The following is a 14,245-nucleotide window of genomic DNA, read 5'->3' as shown; positions in this document are numbered from 1 at the left end:
CGAAGCTGGAAAGAAGCGACAGTGGAAGCTTTTGAATACATGGAAAAACGAGGGTGAAACCGTTATGATAAAAGGAGCGATTGCATAGAAAGCAAAGAGCTGGGGGAGATGTTAAGGTGGAGAAGCGGATTCGGAAAGCGATCATTCCTGCTGGGGGATTAGGGACAAGGTTTTTGCCGGCTACGAAAGCGCAGCCGAAAGAAATGCTGCCTATTATCGATAAGCCTGCTATTCAATATATCGTAGAAGAGGCTGTAAATTCAGGCATCGAGAGTATCGTAATCGTCAGCGGACGCAACAAACGGGCGATCGAGGACCATTTTGACAAATCTGCCGAGCTCGAAATGGAGCTGGAAGCGCGTCATAACGAAGAAATGCTGGAGATGGTGCGGAAAATATCACAGCTGGCAGATATTTATTATGTTCGTCAGAAGGAGCCGCTAGGCCTTGGTCATGCAGTGCTTTGTGCACGCCGCTTCATAGCGGACGAGCCGTTCGCGGTATTGCTAGGCGACGATATTTTGAAAGCTGATCCGCCTTGCTTGCGGCAAATGATGGATGTGTACGAGAGGGAACAGTCATCTGTTGTAGCTGTGATGGAGGTGCCTTGGGATCAGACGCATAAATATGGTATTGTTGATATTGAACGGGATAAGCAGGTAGCGCGAGTACGCAACATTATTGAAAAACCGGCGCAAGGACAAGCCCCGTCCAACTATGCGGTTGTTGGGCGCTACGTCCTTGATCCTGTCATATTTGATCTGCTTGAGAAAGCGACGCCAGGCAAAGCTGGGGAAATTCAACTGACAGACAGCTTACAGCAATTAAACCATATCTCTTCTTTAATGGCTTATCGGTTCGATGGTATTAGACATGATGTAGGCGACAAGCTTGGTTTTGTACAAGCTACGATTGATTTTGCATTAGAGCGTGCGGATCTAGGCGATGAGGTCAGAAAGTACATGCTGGAGAGGCTGAAGGAAACGCAGTTCTAATTCATGAGAAATGAAGGCCGCCTATGAGCGGCTTTTTATTTTGTCTCTTGGCCGGTTCTATGGTTAGAGCTTGAGATCATGTACGTACAAGTTTCGCGTATGATATACTACAGGAATACAACTAACGGAGTTGAGGTGTGAAGTGAAGGAACAGCAAACGCCCAAATATATGCAATTAAAGCAGGAAATTATATCCTGGATCGTCACAGCGCAGTTTAAGCCGCACGAGAAGCTGCCATCGGAGAATGAGATCGGCAAGCAATTCGAGATGAGCCGGCAAACGGTGCGCCAAGCACTCGGTGATTTGGAGCAGGAGGGCTGGCTCTACCGCGTACAAGGGAAAGGGACATTCGTGTCGGATCAGTCTGCGCCGGAGCGGAAAAACTCATCCCAAGGCATGACGATCGGGATGATTACGACCCATATATCAGATTATATATTCCCGACCATCGTCAGAGGCGTTGAATCGAGCTTGCGCGCTGTAGGGGCAAGACTTCTGCTGGCGAGCACGGATAATGAAAAGGATAAAGAAAAGGACAGCCTGGAGTCGATGCTGCGCGAGCCGCTGACCGGGCTCATTATTGAGCCGACGAAGAGCGCGGRGGGCAACCCGAACTTTAATTATTTTTTGGCGCTCGATGCGCTCAAAATTCCATACATTATGCTCAATGAACGATACAGCGACGTGGATGCGCCATGCTTGCGCGTGGATGACGAGCTTGGCGGCTTTCGTGCCGCAGAGCATTTAATTAAGCTCGGCCATACGCGAATCGCTGGATTTTTTAAGACGGATGACTTTCAAGGCGTACACCGGATGCGCGGTTTTTTACGGGCTCATCGGGAGCAAGGGCACACGGTTCCGCCGGATTATTTGCTGCGCTATACGACGGAGGAGAAGCAGGACAAGCCGATGCAGGCCTTGTTTGCGATGCTGCAGCGTGAGCCGGATCAACGGCCGACCGCTATTATTTGCTATAACGATGAGCTGGCTGTAAAAATGCTTGATATCGTAAGGCAGGCTGGCTTAACGGTGCCTGAGGATCTTTCGATTGTCGGTTTTGATGATGCGAATCTGGCTACGGCTACCGAAGTGAAGCTGACAACCGTTGCGCATCCAAAAACAGAAATGGGCACGGATGCGGTTGAATTGCTGCTTAGTATGCTGGATAAGCAGCACCAGCGGCGACAAACGCAGGATAAAATATATGATCCGCAGCTCGTTATACGTGATTCAACTAGACCGCCGCATAGCTAAGCTGTTGCTGAACGGTTAATGCTTTTTAAATGGATGAATAAAAAAGACGTGACACACTTGTACGTACAACTTATAATAAAGCAAAGATATTCTATGGCGATGTCCGTATAAGTGAATGCGGATCAGCATAGAAATGCGAGCTTGAAGGGAGCGATAAGTGGTCATGTTAGAAGCATTGAAGCATGCGGTTTGGGAAGCGAATATGGATCTTCCGAAGTACGGATTAGTTACATTTACTTGGGGCAACGTCAGCGGTGTAGATAGGGAGTCTGGATATGCGGTTATTAAGCCGAGCGGCGTTCCTTACGAGGAGTTAAAAGCAGAGCAGATGGTTGTCGTAGATTTGGAAGGCAATGTGATTGAAGGAAATCTTCGACCTTCCTCTGACACGGCTACTCATGTGCTGCTCTACAAAGCGTTTCCTTCGATAGGCGGAATTGTACACACCCATTCGCCTTGGGCGACAAGCTGGGCGCAGGCGGGGCGCTCTATTCCATCGCTTGGCACGACGCATGGCGACTATTTCTATGGCGAGGTGCCTTGCACACGCGCGATGACAGAAGCGGAAATCAACGGCGCATATGAGCTGGAAACGGGCAATGTCATCGTTGAAACCTTCAATAAAAACCATATCGATCCAAACCAAGTGCCTTCGGTGCTCGTAAACAGCCACGCTCCTTTTTGCTGGGGCAAAGACCCGCATAACGCCGTTCATAATGCAGTTGTGCTGGAGGAAGTGGCGAAGATGGCTCTTCATACGTATCAGCTTAACCCGAATGTTCAGCCGATGGATCAAGCTTTATTAGACCGGCACTATTTGCGCAAGCACGGAGCGAACGCCTACTACGGCCAAAAATAAGGAGGATTCGGATAATGAGCAAAAAATACGCAATTGGTGTAGACTACGGCACGCAATCGGGCCGAGCTGTTCTTGTGGATCTATCTAACGGTGCAGAGGTAGCGGAGCATGTCACGCCGTATACTCACCACGTTATTGATGAGAAGCTTCCGGTATCTGGCATTAAGCTTGAGCATGATTGGGCGCTTCAGCATCCGCTTGACTATATTGAAGTGTTGGAATTGTCGGTTCCTGCTGTAATGAAGGAATCAGGTATCCATGCTGCTGATGTCATCGGTTTAGGCATCGATTTTACAGCATGCACAATGCTTCCCATCGATGGAGAAGGGAATCCGCTATGTGTACAGGATGCCTACAAGGATAATCCGCATAGCTGGGTGAAGCTGTGGAAGCATCACGCTGCACAAGATGAGGCTAACCTCATCAACGAAATGGCAGTACAGCGTGGTGAGAAGTGGGTGCCGCGTTATGGAGGCAAAATATCATCAGAGTGGATGATGGCCAAAGCTTGGCAAATTTTGAATGAAGCACCGGACATTTATGAAACTGCAGATAAATTTGTTGAAGCGACGGACTGGGTTATCGGCCAATTGACCGGCAATATCGTTCGCAACAGCTGTACGGCCGGCTACAAAGGCATGTGGCATAAGCAAGAGGGCTACCCAAGCAAGGATTTTTTCAAAGCGCTTGATCCTCGTTTAGAAAATCTGACAGAAACGAAGCTGCGTGGAGAAGTTGTACCGCTTGGCTCTAAGGCTGGAGAATTGCTGCCTGATATGGCTACCCGCATCGGACTTGCGCCAGGCACGGCGATCGCGGTTGGCAATGTGGATGCGCATGCGGCGGTGCCAGGTGTTGGCGTCGTTACGCCAGGCAAGCTGGTTATGGCGATGGGTACATCGATTTGCCACATGCTGCTTGGAACGGAAGAGAAGGAAGTGGAAGGAATGTGCGGCGTCGTTGAGGACGGCATCATTCCGGGTTACTTCGGCTACGAAGCGGGACAATCAGCGGTTGGCGATATTTTTGAATGGTTCGTTGAGGAATCTGTTCCAGCCTACGTAATTCAAGAGGCAGAGCAGGCTGGCGAAAATGTACATGTTTATTTGACTCGCAAAGCCAGCGAGCTGAACGTTGGCGAATCCGGCGTACTGGCGCTTGACTGGTGGAATGGAAATCGCTCGGTACTTGTAGATACGGATTTGACAGGTACTATTGTGGGCCTCACCTTGCTAACGAAACCTTGGGAAATTTACCGCGCCCTTCTTGAAGCAACGGCATTTGGCACACGCAAAATCGTCGATGCATTCCACAGCAACGGGGTTGAAGTAAATGAATTGTACGCATGCGGCGGATTGCCGCAGAAGAACGCGCTGCTCATGCAGATTTATGCAGATGTAACGAATCGCGAGATTAAGGTCGCAGCATCCAAGCAAACGCCTGCACTTGGTGCAGCGATGTTTGGAGCAGTAGCAGCTGGTGCCGAAAAGGGCGGTTTCGACAGCATTGTTGACGCTGCTCAGAAGATGGCTCGTGTACGCGAAGAAACGTTCAAGCCGATTCCGGCAAACGTTGCGGTTTACGAGAAGCTGTATGCGGAATATAACTTGCTGCACGACTACTACGGACGCGGCGCAAATGATGTAATGAAACGCCTTAAGGTTATAAAAGAAGAGCAAGCTTAGGTAGCTATTATTCAATCATCTATATACCAAAAAAACGACTCCTGCATTTAATTATGCGACGGAGTCGTTTTTTTTATTAATTTCTAGCTTTTCCCACTATTCTTGTCGAAAATGTACAGAATTTGTACAGAAACGAATGTTATTATAGGTCGTCGGACTTATAAAAAAGAGACAGAAGAAAGTAGACAACTTTTGAAAGTGATCTTAATAGTAAAGGAGAGTACGGGAATGATGGAAGATGGTAGGTCTATAGAACCAAGGGGTTCTAGGAACAGAGGTCGAATGAACAGCAGACTGTGGCGAAAACGGTTATTTACCGCATTTATGGCATTTGCGGTGCTGCTCGTTCAGCTTTTCCCTGTTCCATACGCAGCAAGTGCTGCAGCGCTTGATACAGGAGCGACTTATTTTACCGGTACGGATAACTGGGGCGGCGGAGCTGCGAACAGTGCAGCTGACGGCGATGTAGACAGCAGCACGGGGAACGGTACGGCTCTTTATCCAATCGAATTTAAAATTAAAGACATTAAAGCCAAACCTACAAAAAGCGCTTATATGCTTATACGGGCTCTTGATGTAGACGAATACGATGAATCAAACAAAAGCGGTACAGGCGAGTGGGACCGTGTATATTTCTCATCTAACCCTGCAGATATTGCATTAGGTGCTCCTACAACCCCATGGCCAGCAAATTTTGGGTCTGATACATACAAGAAGGAATTCCCTCAAGCATTTAACTTGGGCGCTTTATCCGGAAAAAATAATGTGTGGAATACGACCGTTCTGGAAATTAAACCAGATCAATGGAATAGAATCGTCGCCAATCAGGATTTATATGTTGGCATTTCAGTACATCATTATTTCATGAATACGACTAATTTCAGCAGCGGCTGGGTGACGACCATCGATTGGGGTCAGCTTGTCATTGACGGCGGTGTGAGAGAGACCGGAGAAATTACCGGAGCCGCTGTTGCCGTTGCGAAAGACAAAGTAACGATAAACACAGGTTTCTTGCCTAAAAAAGACGGAAACTTCTATATGGAAGTCAACGTCATTGAGAAAACGAAAGTCGGCAATGAGATTAGGGAGAAAAACTTGGATTTGTCGCAGAATTACTTTAGCGGCTCCAAGCAAGGAACCGAGCAGAAATGGGACAACATTGTACTTAATGCTCCTGGAGCAGATCCAAGCAAGGAATACACGGTAAATATTATTTTGTTCGACAAGCAGCCAGATAAGAATGAACCTGGAACAGCTCAGCATATTTATTCGATGTCTACGTTTGACCCTGCCGTAAGAGATATTGCAAAAGCGGGACCTCAATACGAGCCAACGAATTTTACGCTAACTGACTTCAGCAGCAAATATTATCGCGTAACAGGTGAAGCACAAGCAGCTAAGCTTGAAAAAGTGAAAATCGTTTCGCTTCCAAGCGGCGGCAAGCTCCAGCTTGCAGGAGTGGACGTTAAATTAGATGACGAAATTGCTAAGGCAGATGTCGCTCAATTGACCTTCGTTCCAGATGCAGCAGGTTTAACGGGTACGACTTCCTTTAAGTGGAATGGCTATGATGGAAGCAAGTACGCGGCTATCGATGGGACGGTAACGATTACTGCAAATGCCGCGCCTGTTGTAACAGATATGAATAAGGCTATTAATCAAGGTGAAACACTGACATTTACAGCTTCAGATTTCACAAGCCAGTATACGGATGCAACTTTGCCGAAGGAAAACTTAAGCAAGGTGAAAATCGTTTCATTGCCGGCGCCAGCTGCCGGTAAGCTAATGATCACAAACGGTGGTTCTGCTGCAGCTGTGGCCGTGGGCGATGAAATCAGTGCAGCTGATTTGGGCAAGCTGAGCTTTGTTCCTGCGAGCAATGCCAGCGGTACAGCTTCTTTTGAGTGGAATGGCTCAGACGGCGTTCAGTATGCGAAGGATAATAAGCAAGTGACCATTGCTATTAATACGGCGCCAATTGTTAGTAACATTTCTTTTGCAGCTATAGCTGGCAATACGGTTCAAATGAAAGCTACCGATTTCACTAATGCGAATGCATATAGCGATGCGGATGGCGATTTATTGACAAAAGTACGTATTAACCTTCCAGCCAACTTTTCCAATAGCGGAAAGCTGCGTTATACATCCGAAGGGGTGGACTTCGTAGTATCTTCTAATAGAGAAATTTCTTTAACGGAATTAAATACGCTGCGTTTCGTTCCAGCTGCAAATTTGGCGGAAGAAAGTATAGTTACCTTCACTTGGGATGGATTTGATGGCAAACAGTATTCTTTATCGCCAGCAAATGTGAGCATTACTTATACGAACGACCCTGTCGTGAGCAACATTGCGAAGGACGGTCTTCAATATGAGCCGACTGCTTTTACAGCTGACGAGTTTAGAAGCCAATATGCGAAAGCAAACGGTGCTGCTAATTACAATGGACTTCAGCTTGTGAAGATAGTTACTCTGCCAGCAGTGGGACAAGGCTCCTTGTTCCTAGGCAGCAAGGCAGTTGAAGCCGGTGATGAAATTGCGATCGGTGAAGTGGATACGTTATCTTTTGTTCCAGCTGATGCTGGGTTCACAGGTACGGCAGCATTTAATTGGAATGGTTATAATGGATCGAAATATGCGAAGCAGCCAGCTGCGGTAACTATTAAAGCGAATGCTGCTCCAACGGTAGAACAGATTAATAAGGAGATATTGAAAGGTGGCACGGTGCCTTTTGCAATTAAGGACTTTACGGATTCGTACAGCGATTCCAACAGTGAGAGCTTAAGCAGAGTAAAGCTCGTATCGCTCCCAGATCCTGCAAAAGGCAAGCTTGTTTTTCAAATAGGCAATGGCCCAGTTTATGACATTACGACTGCCGGCTTTGTCATTAAAGCAAGTGACTTAGATGGTTTAACCTTTGTGCCTGCTGCAGGCGTAACGGGTTCAGTAACATTCGACTGGAACGGCTCGGACGGCAAGCAATATGCGAAGGAAAACAAGAAGGTTACGATTACCATTAATACTCCGCCAGTCTTAGATGACATTATAAAAGCGGGACTTTCTGGTGAAATTATTGCTTTTAAAACAACGGATTTCACGGATTCGCCTCGTTACACAGATGCAGATGGCGATTTGCTGAAAGAAGTTGCGATTATTGTTCCAGCAAATTTCAATCAGAGCGGAACGCTTTGGTATACACCTTCTGTTGGTGAGTCAGTCTATTTGATGCCAGGCAGTACTGAAATCATTGCAAAAATCGATTTGGAAAGTCTTAAATTCCAGCCTTCAACCTCATTAGCAGAAGGAAGCACAGTTGAATTTGGTTGGAGGGGCAGCGATGGGAAACAATTTGCAGAAGCGACTGCTGCAATCACTATTGGCTACAACGGCAAGCCGGTTGCAGAACCAATCACTGTAAATGTTGCCGAAGGCACAACTGATATTATTATTGTTTTTAAAGGTTCAGATCGCGAGACAGTTACGAAGCTTGTTTACGGTTTAGAGAGCAATCCAGGCAAAGGTACGCTAGAGCCTGCCGATTATAATGTATCGGGTGATACATGGATCTATAAACCGGGTTCGGATTTTATATCTGGACAGGATAGCTTTACGTACACTGTAACGGATGGAGATAATCAAGTTGCAGCTCCTGCAACGGTAACGATTAATATTCATAGAGCGCTCGATGGATGGGCCGGAGACAAAGCGCAGGGCGAGGTAGATGTATTAAAAATCATTCCAGGCGAACAGCTTAAGCTGAGTGCTGTCAGTTCCTTGCTTGCTAAGAGCGTTACGGCGAATGTGAACGGTATTATCGTACCGCTTACGCTTGTCAATCAGGATACTTTCGTAGCAGACGGCTATAAGAAGTGGGAAAATACAACGTATTTACTTCCTGAATTAACAGCAGCAAGCAAATACGAAGTTACATTTAAGGCGCTAGACGTTGAAGGAGGCTTATTGCCTTCAGAGACAAAATTAGCGGATAACAGCTTTGAAGTGGTTAAGGCGGTACTGGCGTTAACCGCAAGTCCAGAGAAAATTTTGGGCGATGGCAAATCAACTACCGAGCTATCAGCATTGCTAACAAATGCAGATGGCACTCCAATTAAAGATGTAACGGTTATTTTTGAAGCTCCTGTTGGTAAAGGGACGTTTGTTGGTGGAAACACTGCGGTAACTGACGCGCAAGGAATAGCGAAGGTTACGTACAAATCACAGCAAATTACAGGCATCAACGAGCAGCAGATTCCGATTCAAGCGAATGTGTACAACAAAGAGCGTGGCTTGAAGGAGCAGGATGAGATCATCATTACCTTCTTGCCTGCGGCAGTTAAAGGGTTTATTACAAAGGGAGATACGAATTCGCCAATTGCTGGCGTAAGTGTTCGCGTAACGCTTGATCTAGATGGCGACGGCGTTATCACTCCAGGAACAGACTTTGATGAAACGGTTATTACCGATGCTAGCGGAGCTTATTATGTCGTGGTTCCGAAAGGCGATGTCGTTTATGAGCTGGAAGTGACGCAAACGGTTGACGTTGGCGGCGTTCCTACAACTGTAACCTATAAGCAATCGGCACAAGTGGGTGAAGTAACAGGAGCAGGCGAGGAAAACTTTGAATCCGAGAAAACGGTCACAGGTATCGTGCTGCTTAAGCAGCCAGATGGCAAGTCCTCGTTGTTTAACAGTGATCTGCTTGCTAAAACAAATATTTATTTGAAACAAGCGGATGGCAGCTACATTTCCGAAGGTGGAGCTCCGAAAGCATTTGCACTTAGCCCGCAAGGGGTATTTAATGCGAATGGGCTTGCTATTGGAGAATACGAGCTGGAAATTAGATATGAAGTTGAACCTGGCAAGGAAATTATTTTCAGCCATGCGGGGGTCAAAGTAACGGCTTCAGGGGAAATGAATATTTCTGAGGCGCTTGTCGATCCATATGGAACGATTACTAATTCGGTTACAAAAGCAGTTATTGAAGGTGCATCCGTTGTCCTTTATTACGCGGACACAGCAAGAAATAAAGGCAAAGGGATTACACCTAACACGGAGGTTGTTTTGCCGGCTCTCGTTGGTTTTGCACCAAATGACAATGCGAGTCCAGAACAGCTGACTGATGCACACGGTTTCTATGCCTATATGGTGTATCCAGAAACGGACTATTATCTTAGCGTAATGAAGAATGGGTTCTATAACTATAAAAGTCCAGTTCTCTCCGTTGAATGGGAGATTGTCAAACATGATCTAGAGCTGACGCCTATTGAGGCAAGTGCTCCATCTGCCAATCCTGCGCTTACTCTTTCAGTCGACAAGAACAAAGTAAAAAAAGGAACAACGTCGACTCTAACGGTGGATTACAAAAACAACTCCAGCAGTCCAATGGCAGCAGGAGAAATCAAGGTCAAGATTCCAGCGGGCGCAGTTGTTGTGGATGCAGCTGGCGGAATTGTAACGGACAACACCATTGTATGGAAAGTAACAAATGTGCAAGGCGGACAGAACGGCAGCTTCAAACTGGTCATCGAATGGCCGCTTATGAAAGCAGCAGATACGGCATTTGATATTTCGGGTGAATTTGTCGGGAATAATGCCACTGTCCAATCATCAGTAAAAGTAAATGTATTCTCAGATCGCTTCGGGGAGCTTACTCATACTCGTTATATTCTTGGATACCCGGATAAGGAATTCAAGGCAGAAGGCTCATTGACTCGTGCGGAGCTTGCAGCCATTGTTGCAAGACTATCTGGAAACGAGAAAGTGGAAGAGCCGCTTTCATTTAACGATATTCGCAAAGGTCACTGGGCGACGAACTACATCCAAAGCGTTACGGTAAACGGCTACTTCAGCGGATACGAAGACGGCTCTTTCCGTCCAGATGCGGCAGTTACAAGAGGAGAGCTTGCAGCGGTTATGGCAAGGTTCCTCAAGCTTGAAGTGAGCGCGCCTGCGACAGCCCACTTTAAGGATACTTCAGGCTACTGGGCAGCAGACACGATCGAAGCTTTGTTTAACGGCAAGTTTTTAACCGGTTATCCGGACGGAAGCTTTAAGCCGAAAAAAGAAATTACTCGTGTTGAAGCAGTTACGATGATCAATCGTATGCTTTATCGCGGACCGCTTCAGGGGCTGGCTCCATTGTTCCCTGATATGCCGCAAAGCCACTGGGGCTTTGGCGATGTACAGGAAGCAACGATCTCACACAAAGCTGAGCGCAATGAAGATGGCAGTGAAAAATGGATCGAAAGCATCAATGATAGCGTGAAATAAAGAGCATTAATAGAAGCAGCCTATCTGTTCACAGTGTATTGTGACCATGATAGGCTGCTTTTTTTAAATATGGCTCCATTTCCCACTATAAAAAAATGGAGATCATTTACTTTTTGATATAGAATAGATAGATATGTTTAGAGAGAAACGTGGGCTGGGGGATGAACGGAAGTGTATTGCCATCATTGTGAAAAAAAACAGACGGATGATGCCATTTATTGCAGCCAGTGCGGCAGATTGCTTGCTGATGGAGAAGAAGCTGCAGCGGCTCTAAGTACTGAGCGATCTATGCTGTTATCGGAGCGGGCTGCTTCTGTAGAGATAGACGCAACAAGCCAGCAGCCGGGCAAGCCTAAAAAAACGCGGAGACGTAGAGCTAAGAGCTCTATTTTGGCATGGCTGATGCCTATAATTTTAGCACTTGTTACCGCTGGTTCCGTATTTAGTTACTATATATATCAATCCGAAATAAATGATAGAGTCATCAAGCTTCATGTTGAGGCGAAGGCGGAGGCGCTAGCAGGGAAATATGACAAAGCGCAGAAGCTGCTGCAGGAAGCCTCGGATGCGCGTCCAGGCTTTGACGCTCTGCAGAAGGATGCGGAGATCGTTGCCCTTGTCGCAGAGCTGGCACAGTCAATTACAGCTGCGGGGAAGCAGCTGGAGGAGAGTAAGCTTGAAGAGGCAGAACAGACACTGGAGCGGATTAACGGTGAATTAAAGGGTCATAAAGAGCCAATCTATATAAAGATTAAGCATCAGCTTGACGACTATAACGTTAAACTTGGTGTCATGAGGCTGACGGAAGAACTGGCAGGTCTGAATACAGTGGATGAGCTTGAGTCAAGGCTTAACATTGCGAATCAATTAGACGGTGAAGAGGCGCTAGCTGTAAAAGAGCAAATTGTTGCCAAAATCGTCGATATAAGCTATAAGGATGCCGAAGCATTGCTTAAGAAAAAAAACTATTCGGATGCGTTGGCGCTGACGGACCGAGCGCTGCTTTTTGCCAAGGATAATGAGCGGATTATGTCACTGGCCAAAAAGATAACTGATGCACAGGCTGATTACGAGAAAAGGGAACAGCGAAGATTAGAGCAAGCGATGCAGCAGGCTGCAGCAGAGGATCTAAAAAATCAGACGGCAGCCGTCGAGGTTGTTAAAATCGAATCGACGCTAGATGAGTTCGGAGATTTAAATATTGTAGGCGAGCTGAAAAATGCCGCTACACGGCCTATTTATTCGATTAGCGTTCAATTTATCGTCTACGATGCTGACGGCAAAGAGGTAGGCAAGGGCAAGGCAGAGGCGACGCCGGATTATGTTGATCCAGGCCAGAAAATCACCTTTAATAGTACGGTATATGGGGTTTATGTAGAGAATACAACCGTCGTCGTTGATCACGCGACTTGGTATTTGGATTAAGGGGAAGATGTGATGAGAAAACGAGCTTGGATTAGCGTCATCGCTTCTACTCTCATTGTATGTGGAGGATTGGCTGCTGCGTTAGCCATTCATTCAGAGTTGCCAAACAGGCTGACGGGAAAGCCGTTGCTTGCGGTAGCTGATGAGACGAAGCAGAAGTCTCTTAAGGATATTATTTTTGAAACGCAGAAGCTGGTCGTCATGATTGAAAATGAAAACGGGGATCAAGGCTCAGGCTTCCTTTATAATAAGCAAGGGGATCTCATCACGAATGCGCATGTTGTCGCTGGCTCCCATACTGTGAAAATTAAAACAGCGGATGCACGCGAGCTGGACGGAAAAGTCATTGGCATTAGCACGGAAACGGATATTGCGGTTGTTCGTGTGAAGGAACTGGCTGGAACGGAGCCGCTGCAGGTAGAGCGTAAAGAAAGAGCGGAAGTCGGGGACGAAGTGCTTGCTGTTGGCAGTCCGCTCGGATTTCAAAATACGGTTACTACCGGTATTGTCAGCGGACTAGGAAGAACGTTCAAAATTGATTCCTATTTGTATTCGGATCTCTATCAAATTTCTGCGCCAATTGCTCCTGGTAATAGCGGTGGACCGCTCGTTGATCAGAAAACGGGATCGGTGCTTGGCATTAATTCTGCCGGTTATGAGCAAGGTTCAATTGGCTTTAGTATCCCCATTGCGAACGTAATCGATATCGCAGAAGGCTGGTCTACTAAACCGATGACTAAGCTGCCCGATCTGGAGCTTTCGGATAAGGAACTGAAGATGGAAGATGAAGCGAAGATTGAGGAATATGCTGATTATCTCGTTACTCATTTTTATGACAGTCTGAACAATGCCGATTATGTCTATGCTTATTCATTGCTAGGCGGCAATTGGAAGGAAGGGACGAGCTACGAGAAGTTCAGGGCAGGTTACTTGGGGACGCTGAATGTGGTCATCGAAAATATGCATGTGACGGAGAGCAGGGAAGACAAAGCTACCGTTATCGCTGTTATTTCAGTAGATGAGCGGGTCGAAGGCAAATATGTGTTAAGCAAATACCAAGTGACCTATGAGGTCGGCTACGAGAACGATCAATTAAAGCTGCTGAGCGGCAAAGGTAAGGCTATTAAGTAAAAGAATGCTGTTTAAAAAGCTAGAAAAAGTCGGTCAGGGGAGACCGCTTTTTCTAGCTTTTTTGTATAGCTGTGGGACTTGCCTTATCGATGAATTTATTGATTCATCGTCAGTTCTAATTAAATTTCTATGCTTGTATTTTCGATTTCATCCTCGCGCAAAACAGGGCTTAAAAAGAGTTCAAGCGCTAAAGAGTCATTGCGCTGAAGCGGGAAGCTGAGCAGCGATGCTGGAATTACGCGTCCATTCAGTACAAGTTGATAGCTGGTATTGCCGCCAATAGGGACTCCACTAACGGAATTAATTTGACCATTGAAGCTGAAGCTAACAACCCCCGTTTCCGCTAGAGCCTGATAGATGCTCAAACCCGGTCGGAAAGGAATGCGATACGCCTCCGTTATGCTAGGAAACGCTCTTCCACCGTTTATGAGAACCGTAACGGTCGCCTGTGGTCCCGCAGGCGGGAACAGCCATGGCCCACCGATCCAGAAGCCCCCCGGCCCAAAGCCGCCGGGTCCYCCTGGCCCAAAGCCGCCGGGTCCCCCTGGCCCAAAGCCGCCGGGTCCCCCTGGCCCAAAGCCGCCGGGTCCCCCTGGCCCAAAGCCGCCGGGTCCCCCTGGCCCAAAGC

8 protein-coding genes are annotated in these 14,245 nt (G+C 47.0%); 7 read left to right on the top strand and 1 reads right to left on the bottom strand.

Translation table 11 applies throughout. From position 1 onward, the window contains the following. Window positions 1–116 precede the first annotated feature (116 nt). The 7 genes from galU to AC1DM9_RS23825 all read left to right on the top strand — a co-directional run bounded on the left by galU (window position 117) and on the right by AC1DM9_RS23825 (window position 13,617). Entirely contained in the window at window positions 117–995 is an 879-nt protein-coding gene (galU, locus tag AC1DM9_RS23855; protein WP_477512560.1) for a UTP--glucose-1-phosphate uridylyltransferase GalU, read from the top strand. Window positions 996–1,137: 142 nt separating this feature from the next. Next, complete coding sequence (locus AC1DM9_RS23850) at window positions 1,138–2,250, top strand: substrate-binding domain-containing protein (RefSeq protein ID WP_477582556.1); 1,113 nt, start codon at window positions 1,138–1,140, stop codon at window positions 2,248–2,250. 163 nt (window positions 2,251–2,413) lie between these two features. Next, entirely contained in the window at window positions 2,414–3,109 is a 696-nt protein-coding gene (gene araD, locus AC1DM9_RS23845; protein ID WP_441907995.1) for an L-ribulose-5-phosphate 4-epimerase, read from the top strand. Window positions 3,110–3,123: 14 nt separating this feature from the next. Beyond that, window positions 3,124–4,794: a ribulokinase gene (locus AC1DM9_RS23840; protein WP_477582554.1), complete on the top strand. Its 1,671-nt coding sequence runs from the start codon at window positions 3,124–3,126 to the stop codon at window positions 4,792–4,794. Window positions 4,795–5,076: 282 nt separating this feature from the next. Beyond that, on the top strand, window positions 5,077–11,061 hold the full coding sequence (locus AC1DM9_RS23835; RefSeq protein ID WP_477582552.1) for an S-layer homology domain-containing protein: 5,985 nt from the start codon (window positions 5,077–5,079) through the stop codon (window positions 11,059–11,061). Window positions 11,062–11,232: 171 nt separating this feature from the next. Continuing rightward, window positions 11,233–12,486 carry an FxLYD domain-containing protein gene (locus AC1DM9_RS23830; RefSeq protein ID WP_477582550.1) on the top strand — a complete coding sequence of 418 codons (1,254 nt, stop codon included), beginning with the start codon at window positions 11,233–11,235 and terminating at the stop codon, window positions 12,484–12,486. Between the two features lie 12 nt (window positions 12,487–12,498). Next, window positions 12,499–13,617, top strand: a complete 1,119-nt coding sequence (locus tag AC1DM9_RS23825) for a S1C family serine protease (RefSeq protein ID WP_477512562.1) — start codon at window positions 12,499–12,501, stop codon at window positions 13,615–13,617. A gap of 119 nt (window positions 13,618–13,736) precedes the next feature. Here AC1DM9_RS23825 and AC1DM9_RS23820 read toward each other — a convergent pair. Further along, on the bottom strand, window positions 13,737–14,245 hold a 509-nt coding region (locus AC1DM9_RS23820; RefSeq protein WP_477582548.1), incomplete at its 5' end, for a hypothetical protein.

Source organism: Paenibacillus sp. 01T431, from assembly GCF_056398625.1.
This window is presented reverse-complemented; position numbering and strand designations above follow the sequence as displayed.

What these genes read in the sequence shown, in the direction of transcription:
- AC1DM9_RS23840 (WP_477582554.1), top strand. Translation starts at nt 3,124, where the DNA reads ATGAGCAAAAAATACGCAATTGGTGTAGACTACGGCACGCAATCGGGC.
- AC1DM9_RS23825 (WP_477512562.1), top strand. Translation starts at nt 12,499, where the DNA reads ATGAGAAAACGAGCTTGGATTAGCGTCATCGCTTCTACTCTCATTGTA.
- AC1DM9_RS23835 (WP_477582552.1), top strand. Translation starts at nt 5,077, where the DNA reads ATGAACAGCAGACTGTGGCGAAAACGGTTATTTACCGCATTTATGGCA.
- araD (WP_441907995.1), top strand. Translation starts at nt 2,414, where the DNA reads ATGTTAGAAGCATTGAAGCATGCGGTTTGGGAAGCGAATATGGATCTT.